This window comes from Enterococcus sp. AZ149, from assembly GCF_051714285.1.
GTDB classification, from domain to species: Bacteria; Bacillota; Bacilli; order Lactobacillales; family Enterococcaceae; genus Enterococcus_D; species Enterococcus_D entomosocium.
The window spans coordinates 108,636-129,555 of sequence record NZ_JBIORO010000001.1; the positions used below are offsets into that span (position 1 = coordinate 108,636).

The 20,920-nt window shown below is 46.0% G+C and carries 26 protein-coding genes; 24 read left to right on the forward strand and 2 right to left on the reverse strand.

Features of this window, described 5'->3' with window-relative positions; genetic code table 11:
- Positions 1-92: 92 nt before the first annotated feature.
- The gene (locus tag IGI94_RS00475) at positions 93-857 is read right to left on the reverse strand and encodes an OmpA/MotB family protein (protein WP_008376629.1); all 765 of its coding nucleotides are present in this window, start codon (positions 855-857) and stop codon (positions 93-95) included.
- 13 nt (positions 858-870) lie between these two features.
- Positions 871-1,635 (reverse strand): flagellar motor stator protein MotA, encoded by a 765-nt coding sequence (gene motA / locus IGI94_RS00480; protein ID WP_005232810.1) that lies wholly within the window; start codon positions 1,633-1,635, stop codon positions 871-873.
- A gap of 620 nt (positions 1,636-2,255) precedes the next feature.
- Here motA and flgB point away from each other — a divergent pair.
- The 24 genes from flgB (at position 2,256) to IGI94_RS00600 (ending at position 20,847) form a co-directional block, all read left to right on the forward strand.
- Complete coding sequence (gene flgB / locus IGI94_RS00485; protein WP_034872092.1) at positions 2,256-2,615, forward strand: flagellar basal body rod protein FlgB; 360 nt, start codon at positions 2,256-2,258, stop codon at positions 2,613-2,615.
- A gap of 21 nt (positions 2,616-2,636) precedes the next feature.
- On the forward strand, positions 2,637-3,053 hold the full coding sequence (flgC, locus tag IGI94_RS00490; RefSeq protein ID WP_005232807.1) for a flagellar basal body rod protein FlgC: 417 nt from the start codon (positions 2,637-2,639) through the stop codon (positions 3,051-3,053).
- A gap of 7 nt (positions 3,054-3,060) precedes the next feature.
- Positions 3,061-3,384 carry a flagellar hook-basal body complex protein FliE gene (fliE, locus tag IGI94_RS00495; RefSeq protein WP_005232801.1) on the forward strand — a complete coding sequence of 108 codons (324 nt, stop codon included), beginning with the start codon at positions 3,061-3,063 and terminating at the stop codon, positions 3,382-3,384.
- Positions 3,385-3,411: 27 nt separating this feature from the next.
- Positions 3,412-5,034, forward strand: a complete 1,623-nt coding sequence (fliF, locus tag IGI94_RS00500) for a flagellar basal-body MS-ring/collar protein FliF (protein WP_050790974.1) — start codon at positions 3,412-3,414, stop codon at positions 5,032-5,034.
- Between the two features lie 10 nt (positions 5,035-5,044).
- Positions 5,045-6,049: a flagellar motor switch protein FliG gene (gene fliG, locus IGI94_RS00505; protein WP_005226586.1), complete on the forward strand. Its 1,005-nt coding sequence runs from the start codon at positions 5,045-5,047 to the stop codon at positions 6,047-6,049.
- A complete protein-coding gene (locus tag IGI94_RS00510) occupies positions 6,033-6,791 on the forward strand; it encodes a hypothetical protein (protein WP_016619529.1) in 759 nt (252 codons plus the stop codon). Before fliG ends, IGI94_RS00510 begins: the two co-directional genes overlap by 17 nt.
- Complete coding sequence (gene fliI / locus IGI94_RS00515; RefSeq protein WP_008376625.1) at positions 6,788-8,140, forward strand: flagellar protein export ATPase FliI; 1,353 nt, start codon at positions 6,788-6,790, stop codon at positions 8,138-8,140. The genes IGI94_RS00510 and fliI overlap by 4 nt, the downstream gene beginning before the upstream one ends.
- 22 nt (positions 8,141-8,162) lie before the next feature.
- On the forward strand, positions 8,163-8,582 hold the full coding sequence (fliJ, locus tag IGI94_RS00520; RefSeq protein WP_005232789.1) for a flagellar export protein FliJ: 420 nt from the start codon (positions 8,163-8,165) through the stop codon (positions 8,580-8,582).
- A gap of 64 nt (positions 8,583-8,646) precedes the next feature.
- Positions 8,647-9,984, forward strand: coding sequence for a flagellar hook-length control protein FliK (locus IGI94_RS00525; RefSeq protein ID WP_438899299.1), 1,338 nt, complete (start codon positions 8,647-8,649; stop codon positions 9,982-9,984).
- A 12-nt stretch (positions 9,985-9,996) separates the two neighbouring features.
- On the forward strand, positions 9,997-10,428 hold the full coding sequence (locus tag IGI94_RS00530; protein ID WP_003129052.1) for a flagellar hook capping FlgD N-terminal domain-containing protein: 432 nt from the start codon (positions 9,997-9,999) through the stop codon (positions 10,426-10,428).
- Positions 10,425-10,787, forward strand: coding sequence for a hypothetical protein (locus tag IGI94_RS00535; protein WP_005232787.1), 363 nt, complete (start codon positions 10,425-10,427; stop codon positions 10,785-10,787). Before IGI94_RS00530 ends, IGI94_RS00535 begins: the two co-directional genes overlap by 4 nt.
- Before the next feature lie 78 nt (positions 10,788-10,865).
- Positions 10,866-11,762: a flagellar hook-basal body complex protein gene (locus tag IGI94_RS00540; protein WP_034872091.1), complete on the forward strand. Its 897-nt coding sequence runs from the start codon at positions 10,866-10,868 to the stop codon at positions 11,760-11,762.
- Positions 11,763-11,797: 35 nt separating this feature from the next.
- Positions 11,798-11,995: a flagellar FlbD family protein gene (locus tag IGI94_RS00545; RefSeq protein WP_005226609.1), complete on the forward strand. Its 198-nt coding sequence runs from the start codon at positions 11,798-11,800 to the stop codon at positions 11,993-11,995.
- Between the two features lie 11 nt (positions 11,996-12,006).
- Positions 12,007-12,510 carry a flagellar basal body-associated FliL family protein gene (locus IGI94_RS00550; protein WP_430599785.1) on the forward strand — a complete coding sequence of 168 codons (504 nt, stop codon included), beginning with the start codon at positions 12,007-12,009 and terminating at the stop codon, positions 12,508-12,510.
- Between the two features lie 14 nt (positions 12,511-12,524).
- Complete coding sequence (locus IGI94_RS00555; RefSeq protein ID WP_008376622.1) at positions 12,525-12,890, forward strand: flagellar biosynthetic protein FliO; 366 nt, start codon at positions 12,525-12,527, stop codon at positions 12,888-12,890.
- On the forward strand, positions 12,887-13,651 hold the full coding sequence (gene fliP, locus IGI94_RS00560; RefSeq protein WP_005232783.1) for a flagellar type III secretion system pore protein FliP: 765 nt from the start codon (positions 12,887-12,889) through the stop codon (positions 13,649-13,651). The genes IGI94_RS00555 and fliP overlap by 4 nt, the downstream gene beginning before the upstream one ends.
- A gap of 25 nt (positions 13,652-13,676) precedes the next feature.
- Positions 13,677-13,940 (forward strand): flagellar biosynthesis protein FliQ, encoded by a 264-nt coding sequence (fliQ, locus tag IGI94_RS00565; RefSeq protein WP_005226613.1) that lies wholly within the window; start codon positions 13,677-13,679, stop codon positions 13,938-13,940.
- Positions 13,941-13,952: 12 nt separating this feature from the next.
- Positions 13,953-14,702: a flagellar biosynthetic protein FliR gene (gene fliR / locus IGI94_RS00570; protein ID WP_005232781.1), complete on the forward strand. Its 750-nt coding sequence runs from the start codon at positions 13,953-13,955 to the stop codon at positions 14,700-14,702.
- Positions 14,703-14,732: 30 nt separating this feature from the next.
- On the forward strand, positions 14,733-15,800 hold the full coding sequence (locus IGI94_RS00575) for an EscU/YscU/HrcU family type III secretion system export apparatus switch protein (RefSeq protein WP_005226621.1): 1,068 nt from the start codon (positions 14,733-14,735) through the stop codon (positions 15,798-15,800).
- Between the two features lie 19 nt (positions 15,801-15,819).
- On the forward strand, positions 15,820-17,895 hold the full coding sequence (gene flhA / locus IGI94_RS00580) for a flagellar biosynthesis protein FlhA (protein ID WP_005226622.1): 2,076 nt from the start codon (positions 15,820-15,822) through the stop codon (positions 17,893-17,895).
- A 30-nt stretch (positions 17,896-17,925) separates the two neighbouring features.
- Positions 17,926-18,633, forward strand: coding sequence for a sigma-70 family RNA polymerase sigma factor (locus IGI94_RS00585; protein ID WP_015508736.1), 708 nt, complete (start codon positions 17,926-17,928; stop codon positions 18,631-18,633).
- Positions 18,630-19,331 (forward strand): flagellar hook-basal body protein, encoded by a 702-nt coding sequence (locus tag IGI94_RS00590; RefSeq protein ID WP_077453119.1) that lies wholly within the window; start codon positions 18,630-18,632, stop codon positions 19,329-19,331. Before IGI94_RS00585 ends, IGI94_RS00590 begins: the two co-directional genes overlap by 4 nt.
- Positions 19,332-19,341: 10 nt before the next feature.
- Complete coding sequence (locus IGI94_RS00595; protein WP_005226625.1) at positions 19,342-20,124, forward strand: flagellar hook-basal body protein; 783 nt, start codon at positions 19,342-19,344, stop codon at positions 20,122-20,124.
- 12 nt (positions 20,125-20,136) lie between these two features.
- A complete protein-coding gene (locus IGI94_RS00600) occupies positions 20,137-20,847 on the forward strand; it encodes a cell division ATP-binding protein FtsE (RefSeq protein WP_005232774.1) in 711 nt (236 codons plus the stop codon).
- Positions 20,848-20,920: the final 73 nt, after the last annotated feature.

Below are 20,920 nucleotides of genomic sequence, written 5' to 3' on the forward strand. Positions count from 1 at the left end.
TTTGTTTGTTGAGGAGGAGACTACAAAAAAGCCAAGACGAATGTTGCTCATCTTGGCTTTTCATAATGATATTTATAAAACCTTATTATGGGCTATTGTGTCGTTTCGGTCCGCTGGATGATCATCTCCACGCGGCGGTTTTCCGAGCGGCCTTGTGGGGTGTTGTTATCGGCTTTCGGTTCGGTATCGGCAAAGGCTTGGATGGCAGCATTTTTTTCTAAAACGGCGCCTTTGCTGATGAAGTATTCCATAACGGTAATCGCACGAGCGGAACTAAGATCCCAGTTAGATTGGTAGCGGCCATTGCCTTTTTCCGGTACGTTATCGGTATGCCCGGCGATCACGATTTTGTTGGCTTTTAGTTTTTTCAGTGAGTCCGATAGTAGATCCAGTGACTGACGAGTGGTGTCCGTGATCTCGGCGCTACCAGAGGCAAACAAGATGCTGCTGGCTAGCGTGATATGCAAGCCATCGGATTCCAAGCGGACTTCTGTCTGGTCTTTTAAGCCAGAAGCGGCGAGTTCTTGAGATAGCTGGTCACTGATTTTTTCTAACTGCTGATTTTCCAGTTGGGTCCGGACCGCTGCTTCTTGCGCTTGTGCTTCGGCAGAAGTGGCGGCTTTTTTTCGCGGCGTGGTCTCGCCCATATCGATCACTGACCCGATGACGGAGGCGTTGCTGTGGTGGCTGGAAAGGATGGTGCCGAATTCGCTTCGGATTTCTTGAAACTTCTCATCATCGACTTTCGCCATGGCAAACATGACGATGAATAAGGCCAGCAGCAAGGTCAACATATCCGAGTAAGGCAAAAGCCACGCTTCGTCTACATGTTCTTCATGTTTCTTTTTTCGCTTCATGTCGCTTCACCCTTTATAATTGTTCTTGCCGTTTTTTCGGATCGATCAAGCTGTATAATTTTTTCTCAATACTTTTCGGCGATTGTCCGGCTTGGATCGCTAAGACCCCTTCAACGATGATCGACATCATTTGGACTTCTTGCTCCGATTTCAAAGTTAATCGTGAGCTAAAAGGAATGAACAGCACATAACCGAAGAAAATACCATAAAGGGTCGCCACAAAAGCCGCCGAGATCATATGACCCAGTGCTTCTACATCCTCTAAATTGCCTAGCGCCCCTATCAGCCCGATCACGGCTCCTAACACCCCTAAGGTCGGGGAACTCGTGCCGGCGGTTTTAAAAATAGCCGAGCCGATGCGATGCCGTTCTTCGATCCCATAGATCTCATTTTCCATGATTTCTTGGATCTGTTCGGCAGCGATGCCATCCACCACCATTTCCAAGCCCTTTTTTAAAAAAGGATCTTCTAAGTTTTGGATAGCACCTTCAAGAGATAGTAGGCCATCGCGCCGAGCTTGGTTAGCTAATTCAACGATGGTATTGATGGTTGTTTTTAAGTCGTATTCTTTATTTTTCAGCAGAACGCCGAAGATCTTCGGGATTTTTTTGATATCACTGCTGGGAAATGAATTGATAACGGCTGCGATCACACCGACGAAAATGATGATCGCGGCTGCCGGATTGATCAAAACGGCCACATTGGCACCTTTTACAATCATCCCAACCACCACAGATATCAATCCTAAAATAATACCGATCAGCAAGAAAAAATCCATTTGTTGCGTCCTCCTAAATTCTATTTCCAGGTTTTAAACCCTCATTTATTTTATCGGTGAATTAAAATCATTCTTAATAGCAAAAAAAAATAATCCAAAAAATAACTAAAATAAATTTTCTGTTTCTCCTTTTTTTGTTCTTTTTTTGACAAGTTTCGTCAAATTGTTGAAATGGTACAGCTTGCAATTTTTGTGAATATTTATAGATGGTACCGTTTTTTTTCGTGAAGCGTTTCTCAGGGTTTGTCATGTCAACAGGCACAAATGAAAATTTTTTAATCAATTTTTCGAATAATACTTGTTTTTTTATCAAAAAACTGATTTTGATCAAAAGGCATAGATATGCTTGTAAAACGCTTTATATCGATCGTTTGCTTTTTATAACTGGGGACGAAATTGCGATGAAACAGTGTTTAACAAATAACATAACACGTCTGTAACTTAAATGTCATATCCGTAAAGTTGCAAAAATCAAATTGTAAAATAAAAATAATTCTACTATAATGACATCACGTCTTCTTGTTTTTTTAATCTATAACAAAAAAATAAATAAATATATTTGTTTCTGTTCCATCGATGAAAAAAACGTTTGGTACAGAAGGTGGAAGGAGCAATTATTGTTGGATACCTATGATTTATTAAAAACAGCTATGAACGTTTCTGCCCAACGCGCAGAATTGATTTCGTCTAATATCGCTAATGTCAACACGGATGGGTACAAAGCAAAACGCATCGTGTTTGAAAGCGAATTAAAGCAGGCACTCGCTTCGTCAGGGACCGACGCTGTAACAGAAGCGTCAGTTTCTCAAGTAAAACCGAAAATCACTGAAAATGCAACTACCAGTATCAAAGACAACGGCAATAACGTGGATCTTGAGGTAGAGATGTTGGATCAAGCAGCCAATGGGTTGTATTACAGTGCATTGACCGCACAAGTCAACGGACGCTTGCAAATGATGAACCTTGTCTTGAGTAATTGATAGAAAGCGCAGGAAAAACAAATGGGTATATTTAACGGACTAACGATCAACGCGAGCGGTCTAGCATTGGAACGGTTAAAACTAGATACGATCTCCAGCAATATCGCAAATGTAAATACAAATCAAACACAAACAACCGCGGCTTATCAAAAAAAGAGTATTCTTTTTTCAGAAAATTTAAAAAATAGTCGTGAAGGAACACCGGCTACATACGGTGTCAAAGTGACGGGGATCGCTGCCGATGAGACGGAAAAACTGACCTATGATCCTACCAATCCCGCTGCCAACGCTGAGGGATATGTCGGTCAATCAAATGTGGATATTGCCGATGAAATGGTGGCAATGTTGCAAGCGGTTCGAACGTACGAAGCCAATGTTTCTGCTTCAGAAATGAATAAAACAATCTTGAAAAAAGCATTAGAAATATCAAAGGGGTAACGAGAAAATGGATGGACTTTTAACGACAGGATTAACAGACTACCAAAACGTTTTGCGGACACTAGGCACGGGGGCTGCTTCAAACGAGACTAGTGTTGTGGGCACCAAGGAAAACCAGTTTTCTTCCTACTTGACCAATGCGGTCGATCAGTTGAATCAAAAAACGGCGGTCATGGATCAAGATACTGTCAATTTGATCACCGGCGATGAAAGCGATCTAGGCAATGTGATGATTCGCATGACGGAGGCGCAATTGGCGCTACAAACAGCCGTTCAAGTACGAAACAAGTGTTTAGAAGCTTACAATGACGTGAAAAATATGCAGTTTTAGCAGTGGGTGAGGGAATAAGAATAAATGATGGATAAAGTGAAGGAATGGACAGAACAACTCAAAGACCGTTGGCAAATGCAAAGCTCTTTAAAGAAAATGATCGTTGTTCTTTCCGTTATCAGCGTTCTCGGAATCACAGCAGCTGTTTATTATTTAAATACGCGAATTGAATACGGTATCTTGTTTACGGATCTAAGCGATGCCGATGCGGGAACGATCAGCAAGGATTTGGATGAACAGCAGATCGCCTACAAATTAGCCGACAATGGGACGACTATTTTGATCGATAAGGACCAAGTCGATGAATACCGCATCAATCTTGCCGTGGACAATAAGTTACCAAATACCAGTACAGGCTTTGAATTATTTGATGATGCCAACATGATGACAACGGATGAAGACCGCAAAATCATGTATCAGCGGGCAGTAACGGGCGAACTACAGCGAGCAATCGAGTCGATCGATGCGGTCAAATCCGCCAAAGTTTTACTCGTGATGCCAGAAGAAAGTGTCTTTTCTTCGGAGGAAAGTGCGCCGACGGCCTCTATCGTGTTGTCCTTGAAAAATCAGCAAATCTCAGACGAGTCCGTGCAAGGGATCGTTACCTTGACTTCCGGCGCAGTGGAAAAGCTGAAGCCTGAAAATGTAAAAGTCGTTGATAGCGCGGGCAATACGTTGACTAGAACCGAAGATGAAGCCAGTCAATTAAGTGGCTTAAACAATAAATACATTGCCATCAAAGATTCCTATGAAAAAACGCTAGAAGAAAAAGTAGCGAAGTTGCTGACACCGATCTATGGTGCAGACAAATTCCAAGTGTCGATCAATTTAGACTTGAATTTTGATTCGATCGAGCGGAAGAAAGTCACTTATGATGACCCAGAGATCAAGAGTGAAACAGTGCAGGCTGCTGGTTCGCAAGGGACCGTCCAAGAAGCCCAAACAGGGACTGTGGATGACAATGTCTCCAATGTGACGGGCACGGACGGAGAGGGGAACAATTCCTACAGTCGCTCCGTTGAAAATGAATTGGATACCGAGACCACTACGACCATTACGGCTCCTGGCATGATCGAACGAATGACCAGCTCAATCGTGATCAATGCGAACCTTTCGCAAGCGGATCAAGCGGAATTGCAGCAGTTGATTGCTAGCGCCGTCGGCTATGACAATGATCGTGGCGATCAAATTGCGATCCAAGGGTTTGACTTTGCCCAAGCAGAGGTTGATCCAGCCGCTGATCCTCAAGGGAATGAACAGATTGCAGCTGCCAAAGGTTATGTCAAGTATGCCATCATCGGCGGTATCGTGTTGACCTTGTTCTTGGTGATCTTAATGATCGTTGGCGTGATCCGACGCCGACGCAAAGAAGACGAGTTGGAAGTGGATGTGACGGATGAAATGGTCACTTTTGCACAACCATCCGCTGCTAGCATCGGAGCGAGTAACCCGGTTGCACAAGAAGTCGTTTTTGGCGGTGTCGGTAACCGGTCTGCTGAAACGAAACCAGCGGTGCCAGAAGCATCCACACAAGAAGCCACAGCAGAACATACAGGAGAACCAACATTGGATCAAACGGCTAGAAATTATGCCGAAAGCAATCCTGAAGTAGCGGCGGAATTGATCAAAGCTTGGATGAAAGAAAAATAAGGGGGCAGCCATGGATACAATAGACGGGGTAAAAAAAGCAGCGATTCTTCTGATTTCTCTAGGATCAGATACCTCTGCAAAGATCATGAAGCTGCTGCCAGAATCATTTATACAAAAAGTGAGCTATGAGATCGCCAACATCGACTTTGTCAGTCCCGAAGAGCGGGATCAAGTGTTGGAGGAATTTTCTCATACCGCAACGGCCCGCAAATATGTCTTAGACGGCGGGATCGATTATGCCAAAAATTTGCTGAACCAAGCATTAGGCCCTCAAAAAGCCAAAGAAGTCATTGACGTATTGACTCAGATTCAGCTGCGGGAACGGCCCTTTAATATCGCTCGCAAAGCCGATGTTCAACAGTTGACCAATCTGTTGATCGGCGAACATCCACAAACGGTAGCGTTGATTTTGTGCTACATGCAGCCGGACAAAGCGGCCAGCGTCTTGTCACAGTTTCCCGATCATTTGCAAGTGGAGATCGCTGAACGGATCGGGACGATCTCCAGTACGTCGCCTTTGGTGATCGAACGGATTGAAAAAGTGATCGAGAACAAATTCTCGAATTACATTGAGAACGATACGGAAAATGTCGGTGGTGTGCATACACTGGTAGAAATCTTGAACTCAGTCAGCCGCAGCACTGAAAAGAACATTTTGAACGACTTGGAAAAGCGGCAACCGGAACTATCCAACGAAGTGAAATCAAGCTTGTTTACTTTCGAGGATATCGTGACCCTCGATCGCTTGGATGTTCAAAAAGTCTTGCGAGATGTTCAAAACGATGTCTTAGTCTTAGCGCTTAAAGGCACGACCGACGACATCAAGAACTTTATTTTCTCCAACCTCTCATCACGGGCGGTGGAAAATCTGCAAGAAGAAATTCAATTTATGGGTCCTACCCGCTTGTCTGCTGTAGAAGAAGCCCAACAAAGTGTGGTGGCTGTGATTCGACGGCTAGATGAAACCGGTGAGATCTACATCGGAAGGGGCGACCAAGATGCAGTGGTCAAATAGCAGTTTATTGAAGCAGCAGGCGGTCAAAACGACTGAAGCTGCTCGCAGTATTTTGACGGATACGACCATCAAAGCGCCGATTGAGAAACCGAGCTTAGACCCAGAACTGCAAGCGGCTAGACGTGCACGCCAGTTGGAGCAGGAACGGCATCTGCAGCAAATGGAAGCCTTGAAACAGCAAATCTTGACCGATGCACAAGCGCAAGCGGCGCAAATTCTAGCAGAAGCGAGAACGGAAGGCTTTCAAGCAGGACAAGCAGACGGCTTTCAACAAGGCTATCAAGAAGGACTCAATGCCAGCAAAGAAGCCGCGCAAGCATTGATGACACAAGCCCAAGCCAATGTCGCTGAAGCCGTTTCTGAAATCAACACCTTTCGCTCAGAGAAAAAGCAAGAAATGATCGCTTACGGCACGGCAATCGCCGAAGCCTTGATCAATCAACGTTTTACAGACGAGCAAGCAGGCTTTCTGCCTTTTGTGGAGTCTGTGCTATGGCAATTTGAACAACCCGATCAATTTGTGACTATTCGCAGCCAAGAGCAGCATCTTGCAGGGTTGCGAGAATTGTTGGAAACCAAAAAACAGACGATCAGCGGGTTTCGCTATTTACTCATGGCAGATGATAGCTTGGCGGAACACGATTTTTGTATCGAATCTGAAAATGCCTTGGTGGTTTTTGAACTGAGGGAAGAAATCGCTCGCTTTTTGAGCCAATTTCTAGAAAGCAGTGTGAAGGAATGACGTTTGAATTACCGATCACAGCGCTGCGCAAAACAGCGCAAGCACAGCCGTTCTTTACCACTTACGGCAAAGTCAGCGAAGTCGTAGGTCTGCTGATCAAAGTCGAAGGGTTGTCAGTTTTCATAGGAGAAATCTGTGAAGTCGCACTGCAAAACAAGACACATACAGCTTTAGCCGAAGTCGTGGGCTTTGTGAAAAAAACCGTGCTCCTGATGCCCCTTGATCAGCTAGAAGGCATCGGACCGGGCTGTTTAGTGCGGCCAACTGGCAAATCGTTGACGGTAAAAATCGATGATACGCTACTAGGGCACACCTTAGATGGACTAGGGCGACCGTTAGATATGGCGCTGGATCTGGAAACTGCGTCAGAATATCCAGTTAGTCAAGATTCTCCTGACCCCTTTCGTCGTCAAAAAATCGCTGAGATCATGCCGACAGGTGTCCGGGCGATCGATGGTCTCTTGACCGTCGGCCTTGGCCAACGGATCGGCATTTTTGCTGGCAGCGGGGTCGGTAAGAGTACCTTATTGGGGATGCTGGCTCGTTATTGCGAAGCAGATGTCATCGTGATCGGCTTGATCGGCGAGCGAGGACGAGAAGTCAAAGAATTTATTGAAAATGATCTAGGCCCAGAAGGCTACCGCAAGTCGGTCGTTGTCTGTGCTACCTCCGATATGCCACCCCTTGTACGACTAAAAGGGGCTCATGTGGCAACGGCGATCGCTGAGTATTACCGCGATCAAGGCAAGAAAGTCGTATTGATGATGGATTCGGTGACCCGTTTTGCGATGGCGCAGCGGGAGATCGGTTTATCAACAGGTGAACCACCGACGACCAAAGGCTATACCCCTTCTGTGTTTACAGCTTTACCGAAGTTGTTAGAGCGCAGTGGGATGTCTGACAAAGGCTCGATCACTGCCTTTTATACCGTCTTGGTAGAAGGGGATGACATGAATGAACCGATCGCTGATGCGGTGCGGGGGATTCTTGACGGTCATATTCTGTTGTCACGGAAAATCGCCGCTCAAAATCATTATCCTGCCATCGATATTCAAAACAGCCTCAGCCGTTTGATGAAGACCCTCGTTTCTGAGGAACAGCATGAACATGCGGGGGAACTAAAAGAAAACATGGCGGTTTATGCAGAGGCCAAGGATTTGATCGATATCGGTGCTTACAAAAGCGGCAGTAATGCGTTGACCGACCAAGCGATCGCGTTGCATCACCCCATCCTACGGTTTTTACAGCAAAAAGTGGATGAGCGGATCCCATTCGAACAAACGATTTTTGAATTGGCGCATTTGTTCAGTGAAGAAGCGCTGATCGAGCGCCAGCGTTCGACCATGTAAAACAGATTATAAAGGAGCAACCATGCAAGCATTTCACTTTTCCTTAGAAAAAGTATTGGATCACCGAAAAACCATTGAGCAAGAAGCCAAACGAGCGTACGCCCAAAAACAGCAATTGTTGATTCAGCAAGAACAGCACCTGAACACGCTGGCACAGGAAAAAGCCCAGCTTTTTGATGTCAATGAAATGACCATTGGGCGGATGCAAGTGCAGCAACGCTATTTGCTTGCTTTGAATGCCACCATCGATGAGGTTCAGAACAAAATGTTTCACGTGAAGCAAGAATTGGCAGAGTCTTTATCGGTAGTGGTAGAAGCGCAGCAGGAACGCAAGATCGTGGAAAAACTGCGAGAAAAACAATTTGCTGAATACACCTATGAACAGCAATTGGAAGAGCAAAAACAATTGGATGAGTTCGGCAATCGCGCCTTATTTTCTTAAAGAACTAATGTTTTAGTGATGAGATGACCTTGGTTTTAAAGCATCAGCTGAGAGGAGGTGAACAATGAAAGAGATCACAACAAGTGCCGCAACCGCTGTACCTGTCGGTAGCAAATCAAAAAAGATGGAGGCGTCACCAGAGGTCTTCAGTTTGATGATGCGACAGCTGACAGTTCAAGCAGGCAGCAACCTGCCAGCCCCTATCGAAACATCAGGGATGACGGAGCAAATCGCCGCCGCACCAGAAATGGGTACGGCCAGCAGTATGGAACATCTGCCGCAGGAGTCAGAAATCACTTCAGCAGCTGAACAATCTGCAACGACGCAAGCGCCAGAAATGAGCCAGATCAGCCAGACACCTTTTGCAGGCTTGGTTCAGGAAGCGGCACAGGCATCAATGGTAACGACGGAGCAGAACCAAACAAGCGCCACAGCAGCTTTAGCACCAATAGACGTAGCCAACACAGTCATCGACCCCTCCGAGTCTACGCTTGAAGGTCTGGATTTGATGACAAATGACAGAAGTGAAGCCGCAGCACCAACGCTTGAAACGCCTTTGCCAGAAGACTTAGTAGGCGAAGAGCAGTCCACGGCAAAAGGGATCGCGACTTTCAAGGAAATCGATTCAGTAACAAAAGCCGCGATTGCGCAGACGACAGAAGCACAGCTGAAACAGTCCACCGAAGGGACCGCTCAATTGGGCCAAACGGGACCATTGGATCAAGTGTCGCCAGTGACCCACCAAGCGACGGATACGACTAGCACCTTGCAAAGCACGAAGGAAACAGTCGCTAAAAATACGGAAGCTGTTTCTGCACAAGCCATTGCTTTTTCGGCAGTAACCGACAACGAAATGGCGACACCAGCACTGCAACTGCTTGATGTTTCTCCCCTTTTGAGCAAGCAAGGACTAGCACCAACAAAAGCGAGTATGGAGCAAGCGGCTCTGCCCTTAGCAAAAGCGACTGCCCAACTCGTCCAAACGAGCAGCACGTCAAGCGAGAAAAAAATCACGTTGCAATTCGTTCCCGAGAAATTAGGCACGATCCAGCTTTCTCTAGAAAAGAATGCCCAAGGCAGCCGCTTAGAACTGACCGTTCAGCAGCCGCAAGCCAAAGAATTATTGCTGTCCATCAAGCATGAGCTAGAGCAAGTTTTGCAAAAGCAAGAGCAGCCGATCCTAGCAATCAAAGAACCTACGTTAGCTTCTGTCCAGCAGGCTGGTCCGCTGTCAAATCAATCCTTTGCCGGCAGTATGATGGCAAGTGACAGTCAGTTAAACCAACAGCGTTTTTTACAGGCTCAAAAAGGACAAAGCAAAAAGCCATTTCATCAAAGCAATACGGTTGAAGAAGAGCAGCAATTAGCACCGATCGATCATGCGATCAGTATTTTAGTGTAAAGGAGGAGACCTATGGCAGATGAAATTACAGCAGCTGCGGCAGGTATTGCCAATACATCGGCATTAACGCAAACAAAAAAATCTTCAGATATCTCCATGGATGATTTTTTGAAGATCTTAGCAGCATCTATGAGCAACCCATCGATGGGAGGCAGCGATTCTTCTGGTGGTGGTAGCACCGACTATATCTCGCAACTGGTTCAATTTACGACCTTAGAGAGCTTGAATGAATTGAGCGAAACGTTGACGACCTCGGTGATTTTACAGCAACAGCAGCAAGCTTTTAGCTTGATCAATAAACAAGTCACTCTGATGGACGGCACAGAAACATTGTCAGGAACCATCGAAAAGGTCCGCTTTGCCAATGGCTACGCCACGATCGTCGTAAATGGCAAAGAATACAGTATGAGTGCGATCCAAGAGATTGGCGGCGAAGCAAAATGAGTTTGACGATTCAACAGGGGCTGCAAAAAGTTGCCGGGGAGCCTTATCAAAATCCCCGCAAAGCCGTGGACAAACAAGCCTTCTCTTCAATGCTTGAACAAAAACAAAACGACATCAAAGTCTCGCACCATGCGCAAAAGCGTTTGACCGCAAGGGAATTGACCTTACAAGACGATGATTACCAATCCCTTTCAACGGCGCTTAGCGAGCTAGCGGAAAAAGGCAGCAAAGAATCACTGCTTGTTTACAAAGATATGGGCTTGATCGCCGATGTCCATTCACGAACCATCATTACGGCGATGGGGATGAATGAGCTTCACACCGTCACCAATATTGACAGCGCCACATTTATCAAATAGCAGCTGGACTGAAAAGGGGCTGCAAGTATTTTCTGAATGACAGAGGAAAATACGCCAACCATAAGGAGGAAAATAAGCATGTTACGATCATTATATTCAGGTGTCAGTGGAATGAAAAATCTTCAAACGAAAATGGACGTGGTTTCAAATAATATCGCCAACGTCAATACGGTCGGGTTCAAATCAAGTCGAGTCCTTTTCCAAGACATGATGAGCCAAACGATGTCTAACGCAACTGCACCAGGCAACGGCTTAGGCGGGATCAATGCAACGCAGATCGGTTTAGGGGTTCAGACGGGCTCCATCGATACCATCAATACAGTCGGTGCCCCGCAATCGACTGGTCGCAGCATGGATTTTTATATCAGCGGACAAGGCTACTTTATGGTACAAGGACCAGGAGCAAATGGCGAAACCTATTACACACGAGATGGCGCATTTGTTCGCGACAGCAACGGAACCTTGACCAATAGTGATGGGATGCAAGTCTTAGGTCGTTCAGTCAATGGCGGTCAACCAGTTGTCTATGATGACAACTTTGATGAAAACACGGCATTGAGCAGACAAGGTGCGGTATCTCCCTTGTCGATTCCAAGCACACTGACCGTCAATGGGGAAACCTTGACCTATAACTCCATGGCAATCGATGCCAATGGCTTAGTGTTGGCAAAATACGGCAATCAAACCTTTGTGATGGGAAAAGTCGGTGTCGCAACCTTCAATAACCCAGAAGGCTTAGAAAAAGTCGGCGGCAACAACTATATCCAAACCAGCAACTCAGGAAATGCGATCGTTGCAGGCCCCGGCAATAATGGAGCGGGAACGCTGCAAGCAGGTGCCTTGGAAATGTCGAATGTCGATCTTTCGACAGAATTTACCGAAATGATCATTGCGAGCCGTGCCTATCAAGCAAATTCAAGAAGTATTACGACTTCTGATGAAATGCTGCAAGAATTATTGAATCTAAAACGTTAAGAACGTGACGCTTCATCATTGAGAGGAGTTTGACCATGATTCTAGTGACCGCATTGAATGGCAAGCCATTCTATTTAAATCCAACATTGATTTATCGGATCGAAGAAATGCCGGATACATTGATCACACTGACAGACGGCAAAACCTTAGTGGTGACGGAAGCTGCGCAAGAAGTTGCGCAGCGGGTGATCGAGTATCATACGGTGATCCATTCGAACCAAGTGAAAACGTAAGGGTGGGAAAGATGGCAAAAGAAGAAAAAGTACCAAAAGCAGAAAAAGAGAAAAAAGGCTTGAACATGGTTGTTTTACTGCCGATCCTCTTGATCGTGGTAGTCGGCGGCAGTATCGGCGGAACCTTAGTGACGAATCACTTTTTGACGGGAGAAAAAACAGCAGTTGCTGAAACAGCAAAAGACAGCAGCAAAATCTCCTCAGACGAAGCGATCGTGGCATTGGATGAATTTTTAGTCAATCTGGCAAAAGAAGGCAACCAAGAGCAGCAATACATGAAGGTCAATTTATCGATTTTAGTGGCGGATGAGGAAAAAAGCGCGGAAGCCACGAAAAATGTGGCTGTCATTCGTGACAGCGTCGTAAACTTATTGCGCCAACAAAAGGCCAGCGGTATTTTGAGCTCCGCCGAAAGTGTACCGAATTTAAAAAAAGCATTGAAAGAAACAATTAATCAGGAATACGGATCAGAAATCGCCAAGGATGTTTATGTGACGGATTTAGTGATCCAATAGAAAGAGGCATGTTGATGGAAACATTTTTATCGCTGGTCAAAATGATTGGGTTTTTGCTGCTTATTCTTTATTTGATCAACATTAGTTTGAAATATTTGAATCGTTACACGAACCAGCACAATCACCAGTTGCGTATTTTGCAAAAAATCGCCGTCAGCAAGTCGTCTTCGATCGGGATCGTCCAAATCATGGACAAATGTTACGTCATGAGCTTTTCTGAACAGCAAAATCAGATCATCAAAGAGTTGACGCAAGAAGAAACGGCCGCTTTTTTACAGCAAAGCCTAGAAAGCACCCAAGTGCAAGCTGGCAAAGATTTTTCTGAATGGCTAAACAAAGCCAAGGCGGAAATTGCTGGAAAACGAGGCAAGCAAAAATGAAGATCAAAGGCAGAGATATCAAGATCATGGCTGCGGTCCTTTTCAGCAGTCTGATGCTTCCGCAGACAGCGTTTGCGTTAGACACGGAAGACGTCAGTTCCACCATCAACAATTTATTGTCGAATGGGAATGGCTCAAGTGATACGATCAATACTTTCTTGTTGCTGACGCTGCTTTCCCTTTTACCAGTCTTGCTGATCATGATGACTTCTTTTACTCGTATCATCATGGTTTTATCCTTTGTGCGCAGTTCGTTAGGTACACAGCAAAACCCGCCCAATCAAGTGTTGATCGGGTTGGCCTTATTCTTGACATTTTTTATTATGAAACCTGTGTATACCGACGTCTATCAGCAAGCGATCGAACCGTTTGATCGACAAGAGATCAGCCAAGCCGAAGCCTTTGACCGCTCAGAAAAACGGATCAAGGCCTTTATGATGGTACAGACACGGGAAAAAGACATTGCCTTGTTTGCGGAAGCTGATGGGGAGACCGAAAAGTATCATTCTTCTGACGATGTTCCTCTGACCGTTATGGTACCGGCGTTTATTATCAGTGAGTTACGAACGGCTTTCAGTATCGGCTTTTTGATTTTTATCCCCTTTTTGATCATTGATCTGGTCGTCTCCAGTATCTTGATGTCGATGGGGATGATGATGCTGTCGCCGATCATGATCTCACTGCCCTTCAAGATCTTACTATTTGTTTTAGTGGATGGCTGGTATCTGATCGTGGAGTCGCTGATCAAGAGCTTTCAATAGCCGCTAAGAAAGGAGCCAAGAGGAAATGACAGTAGAAATGGTACTTGATGTGCTAAGGGAAGCCTTTCTTCGAATTTTAGCGATATCTGGCCCTGCCTTATTGGTCGGCATGCTCGTTGGATTGGTGATCAGTATTTTTCAAGCTACTACCCAAATCCAAGAACAAACGTTGAGCTTTGTGCCGAAACTATTAGCGATTTTTTTGACCTTGATCTTGGCGGGGAATTTTATGCTGAATCTCTTGTTGAATTTTACCAAAATGATTTTCAAGATGATTGCGGCAATGTAAGGAGGAAACCTGATGGCGCCGATTCAAGCGACGGTGTTGATTTTTTGTCGAATATTGGCGTTTGTTGTCCTTTGTCCGATCTTCTCACAGCAAAATTTTCCGTCACTGGCAAAAATCGTGATCGGCATGGCGTTGACGGTCCTATGTCTGCCGACGGCACCTGCGATTCCCGAGCTTTCCCTCTTTATGCTGACGGTTTTCGTCATCAAAGAAGTACTGTTTGGGATGGCGATGGGCTATTTGAGCCAGCTGGTCTTTACCGGTGTGGAAATTGCGGGCCAATTGATCGACTTTCAAGTAGGCTTTTCGATGGCGCAAGCCTATGATCCGACGTTGCAAATCGCCTCTTCCCAGTATGGCAAAACGTACTATTGGCTGACGATAGCTGTGTTTTTTGGTCTTGATCTGCATCATCGACTGATCACAGCACTGCTGTTGTCTTTTCGGATCGTGCCCTTAGGCTCTGTGGTGATCCAAGGCACGACGGTTGAAGGCATCGTCAAACTTTTCAGCCAAATGATGGTGATGGCAGTCAATCTTGCGGCACCAATGATCATTGCGCTGCTGTTGGTGGACCTGGTGCTAGGTGTGATTTCTCGGTCGATTCCCCAGATCAATATTTTGATGATGAGTCTTTCGATGAAAACCGCCATCAGTTTTGTGGTGTTTCTCTTGCTACTACCCAATGTTCTTTCGTACTTAGGCAAACACTTGCCAGATACGGTCCGCTATTTGCAGGAGTTTATCGAGTCCTTTCAATAAAGTAACAGGTAGCCAGCAGGAGGTGAGAAGATGGCAGAAAAAGATGGCAAAACCGAACTACCTAGTGCCAAGCGGCTGCGGGATGCCCGCAAACGCGGGGAGGTCCCTAAGACCCAGGAATTAGCAGCAGCTGTTTCGCTATTGGTCTTCTCGTTTTTGATCCTGTCTTTATGGCAGTTTTTCGCCGCTTCTTTTTTGCCTTATTTTTCCCGAAGTTTGGCGCAGCTGGCTGATTATCAAACCAGTTTGGCGGATCTGCCGAAACTGGGGGTGCAGAGTATCTTGCTGCTGCTTTTGTTGTGTGCGCCCGTCTTTCTGGTCGCGCTCGGAGTCGGGCTTATCACGAATTATGCCCAAGTTGGTCTGTTGTTTTCTGGCAAGGCCGTCAAACCAGACTTTAAAAAGCTGAACCCCATCAGCGGGATCAAGCAGCAATTCAGTTTGCGCTCGTTGATGAATTTAGGCAAAACATTGGCGAAATTCGGCGTGATCGTCTACTTGTGCTATCAACAATTTTTAGCCGCCGTCCCTGTTTTACTGGGTTTGAGTGAAGTGGGGTTGGAAAAAACGATCCTGTTCATGCTGCTGCGGGCCAAAGAATTGTTTTTACAGATTTCGATTTTCTTGATCATTTTAGCCGTAGTCGACTATGGCTACCAGCGCTATAGCCATCGTAAGAACTTGATGATGAGCAAGCAGGAAGTCAAAGAAGAGTTCAAGCAAATGGAAGGTGATCCGCAAGTCAAAGCACAGCGCAAAGCGAAGTACCGTGCGATGACCCAAAATGCCATCGCCAACGTCAAAGAAGCGACGGTTTTGATCACCAATCCGACCCATTTCGCCATTGCGATTCGTTACGATGCCAGCAGTGAAGGGGTGCCTCGGGTCTTGGCCAAAGGGGCAGATCAGCTGGCGCAGCGGATGAAAGCAGAAGCCCTGAAAGAAAATATCCCACAGATCGAAAACCGTGAAGTGGCACGGGCCCTTTATCGTCAAGTAGAACCCGGGGATCTGATCCCTGTTGAAATGTATGAAGCCATTGCCGAAATCATCGCTTTGGTCTATCAGTTAGAAGAAAGCCAACGCGGCAAGATTTAAGGAAACAGGAGGAACAAAAATGAATGAGGCTGCCTCAAAACCGAAAAAAGGCATTGGTCTGGCGGATATCTTAATCTCGGTGATCGTCCTAGCTATTATTGGTTTGATTATTATTCCATTACCGAGTGCATTATTAGATATTTTGATCATTATCAATTTGACGATTGCGATCAACATTTTACTGATCACCCTGTTTACCAAATCAGTGTTGGAATTCACTACGTTTCCAACCTTGCTGCTGATCACAACGATGTTTCGTTTAGGTTTGAACCTATCTTCCACTCGTTTGATCTTGACCCAAGGAAATGGCGGACACGTGATCGATGCCTTTGCCAATGTCGTTGCCGGCAGCAATTATATCGTGGGGATCATTTTGTTCGTGATCATCATGGTGGTTCAGCTAGTCGTCGTGACCAATGGTGCAGGGCGTGTCTCAGAGGTGACTGCTCGATTCACATTGGATGCGATGCCTGGCAAGCAAATGGCGATCGATTCCGACCTAAATGCCGGTTTGATCACAGAAGCGGATGCCCGCAAACGACGAAAAGATCTGCAGCGAGAAGCTGATTTCTTTGGTTCGATGGATGGTGCCAGCAAGTTTGTCAAAGGAGATGCGATCGCAGGGATCTTGATCACTGTCATCAATTTAGTTGGTGGGGCGATCATTTTCTCCATGGGCGGACAAATGACCGTCATGGAAGCCTTCGCCCAATTCGGGAAACTGGCGATCGGGGATGGCTTGGTCAGCTCGATTCCCTCTTTACTGATTTCGATTGCTTCTGGGGTGATCGTGACTCGTTCCGATAACGATAGTTCCTTTGGTTTGGATATTGCGGCAGATGTGATGCGTAATCCCCAACTGTTTCGGATCGTGGGGGCGATTCTCTTCGTTTTAGCCTTAGTTCCCGGGTTTCCTTTTGTGCCTTTTGTGTTGATTGGCTTAGGCCTTTTCGCAGCCAGCTTTCTGGTGACGCAAAAAGAAGAAAAGCAGCGAGTGGAACAAAAACAATGGGAACAAAAACTGGCACTGGAACGCAAAAAAGAAGCACAGGAAGAAGACGATTCCGTGGCTTCCTTCCAAGTGGAACCAATCTCAGTGGAAATCGGTTATGGTTTGATCCCTATCGTGGATAGTTCGATCGACAACAGCTTGATGAACCGCATCGTGGCGATCCGTAAACAGAGTGCCAGAGAATTAGGGATCTTAGTCAGTCCCGTTCGTATTCGCGACAATCTCTATTTGGATGCCAATGATTACGTGATCAAGATCCGCGGCAACGAAGTCGGCCGCGGCGATATTTACCCGAACAAAGTCATGGTGATCAGCCCGAATGAAGAGCCATTTCCTTTTCAAGGAATCACAACAAAAGAACCAGCCTTTCATCTGGATGCTATGTGGATCGATGAATCCGATAAGGAGATGGCGGATCTGCAAGGGTTTACGATTATCGAGCCGTTGACCGTGATCGCAACACACTTAAAAGAAATCATCTATGCCCATGCACCAGAGCTGTTAGGTCGCCAAGAAGTCAAGAAATTATTGGAGGGTATCAAAGAGCAGTACAATGTCGTGATTGATGAATTGATCCCCGATATTTTGCGGCTCGGCGAGGTCCAAAAAGTTTTACAAAATTTATTGGATGAACAAATTCCCATCAATGACTTAGCAACGATCTTAGAAACCTTAGCCGATTACGGCGTTGTCACGAAAGACGTAGAAGTTTTGACAGAATATGTTCGCCAAGCACTGAAACGGACGATCGCTGCCAAGTATGCCAATGAGAACCACGAGCTGCAAGTGGCGGTGATCCAGCCGAAACTAGAAGAAATCATCGCTCAAAGTATCCAAAAAACCGCAACTGGCTCGTACCCGGTCTTAAAACCAGATACCGTGACCAAGCTGTTGGATTCCATCAGTGGGATCCAACATGCGGCGATCGCTCAAAATATCAATTTCGTGATTCTGGCATCGCCTAAGATCCGGTTAGCATTCAAAAAAATGATCGTTTTTAATTTTCCAGATATCGCCGTTCTTTCTCTGAATGAGATTCCCAATGAAATTGCGATCGAAACGGTGGGCAGTATTGACATTTAAGCAGAATTTTCTTAGGAAGGGGCATCGCCGATGTATGAAGTCGATCGAGAAGCGGAGATCATCAAGTATCTGCCGCTAGTGGAACGGGTGGTTCAGCGCCTGTCTATCAAAACCGCCGATTATGAATCAGGCGATCTCTACAATATTGGGGTGATTGGGCTGATGGATGCCTTGCGGAAATTCGATCCCTCAAAAAAAGTTCCTTTTGAAAGCTATGCAGCGATTCGTATCAAAGGGGCAATTATTGATGAAGTACGCAAGCACGCCAAAATCTCCCGATACAAAATGGCGGCAGTCAATCAGTTTTATCAAGCACGGCAAGAGTTGGAGCAAAGCCTCAAAAGAGAAGCGACCGACACCGAGATCTGCAAACAGCTGGGAATCAACCAAAGTCAATTAGCGGATATTTATGAGAGTCTGCACTACTTAGCCAGCGTCTCTTTGGAAGATACCTTGTTTGCTTACCAAGAAGAAGGCATGACCTTAAAAGATATGGTTCGGGATCCAGCCGAAAATGTCGAAGATACCTTGGTCGCTGAAGAAAAACGCACCGCCTTGGTGGCGTGCATCAAAAAATTAGGGGAACGAGAACAATTGATTTTAAGTTTGTACTATACCGAGGAACTGACGTTAAAAGAAATCGCTGAAATCTTAGAAGTCTCGATTCCACGAGTTTCACAAATTCACGGCAAAACGATTGCCAAATTGCGCACATTGATTGAGGAGGAACTGGCATGATTCGAGGATTGGATGTCTTATCACGGAACATTTCATTATTACAAAAGCGACAAGAGACGACGAGCGGCAATATTGCCAATGTCAATACAACAGGGTATCAAGCAAAAACCTTGTTCCAGTCGGCGCTAGATGAAGTGGCGCTGCATAATTACCAAAGCGGGCCCAATGCGGATACTCGTCGCGATATCGGTGGGTTGTCTTTAGGGACCCAATTGGCAGGCAGTACGATCAGTCAAGACCAAGGTGCTGTCAAACAGACGGGACAAGCCAGTGATTTTGCACTGCTTTCCGAAGGCTACTTTGTCGTTCAAAACAATGCGGGTCAGCGGTTGTATACGAGAAATGGCGACTTTACTGTCAATCAGCAGAATCAATACGTGACACAAGAAGGCTATCTTGTCTTGGGTGCCAATGGACAAGCAGTCAGCGCCTTAGGACCAGCGAACTTTCAGATCCAAACATTCCCCCAAGAAGCATTGACTACAGCTGGTCAAAACTACGTGACTAGCAACGCAGCAGGAACCACTGTGAATGCACCAGTGATCCAACAAGGTGCCTTAGAACAAGCCAATGTAGCGGTTGCCGATGAAATGGTGGCGATGATCCAGACTTCTCGGGAATTTGAAGCCAATCAGAAAGTCTTGAGTTCAACGAATCAGACATTGCAAAAAGCGGTCAACGAATTAGGAAAGATTTGAGGATGAGTCAATGAATATCAGTGGATTATTAGGAATCAGCCGTTCTGGGTTGAATCATTTGCAGACAAACTTAGACACGACAGCCAACAATATTGCCAACGTCAATACCAATGGCTATCAAGCACAAACGACCCATTTTCAAGCATTGATGGAAAATGCCATCGGTGCAGAAGAAACGCTATTTAATGGCAACGCCGCCCAATATGGTGCGTCAATGGGGGCAAAAGCGACTACGACTACCAGTTTTGCCCAAGGCAATCTGGCGGGCACTGCTCAGCCATTAGATCTCGCGATCCAAGGCAACGGCTTTTTCGGGGTCCGGGACCAAACTGGTCAATTGCTGCTGAGTCGAGCAGGCAATTTTCATTTAAGTGAGAACAAGCAATTAGTCAATAGTGAAGGGTACCCTGTGGCAATGACCACAAACGTACCAACCCCTCAGTGGCCAGATGCGCAGCAAATCGCAATAGATGCCAGCGGTCAGCTGACGACGGAAGAAAATGGTCAGACTCGCGTGTTGGGGCAGCTGACCCTTTATCAGCCGACGAATACAGAAAACATCACGCCAGTGGGCAACCAACTGTACCGTGCCGGTGATCAAGCGTTGCTTACTTCGCAAACCAATCCAGCAGCCTTTGGCAGCGTCTTGCAAGGACAGTTAGAACAGTCGACGGTGGATCTAGCGACGTCCATGACAGACTTGTTAACGACCCAGCGTGCGTATGGATTGAATACGAAAGCCATGCAGACTGCTGATGAGATGTGGTCCGTGATCAATCGTTTTACAGATTAGAGGAGAAAGAACATGATTCGCTTAACCAAGGTCAGTAAAAAATTCAGCAATGGTACGTTGGCATTGGCCGATATTTCTGTTGCGATCCCTCAAGGAGAATTTATCTATGTGGTGGGTCCCAGTGGTGCCGGCAAATCGACATTATTCAAATTGCTCTTGAAAGAAGAAGAGCTTTCGGCCGGTTCTATCCAAGTCGGCAATGTCTTGTTGGAACAACTCAAAGACCGTCATCTCTATATGATTCGACGACAAGTCGGTATCGTCGGACAAGAAGACCTTTTGCTTCCTTATCTGACGGTTGCCAAAAACGTTGACTATGCGCTGCAAGTACTAGGCACTCCCCGTAAGCTGCGTCAGGAAAAAACCGCCAAAGCACTGCAACTGGTGGGTATGTTTCCTCAAAAGGATCACTATCCTGAAGAGCTTTCCGTGGGACAGCGCAAAAAAGTAGCGATCGCGCGGGCGATCGTCACAGAGCCAGCAGTCTTGATCGCCGATGAGCCCACCGCCAATCTGGATGCGAAATCAGCCGTTGAAGTCATGAAACTACTCTTGCGGATCAATCAAGTCGGTGCCACGATCCTCTTGGCGACCCACGACAGCACGATGGTCAATACGGTCCGTAATCGGGTAGTCGAGCTGCAAAACGGTCGCTTGGTTCGTGATGAATATCAAGGCGGCTATACGCGCTTTGCTGATCCAAAAGATACATATGTCTGGTGAAGATGCTTAACTTTTCTAGCAAAAGATCCGATTAAAGAACTAGAAGATTGTTTTCATAATCGGATAAAGAAGG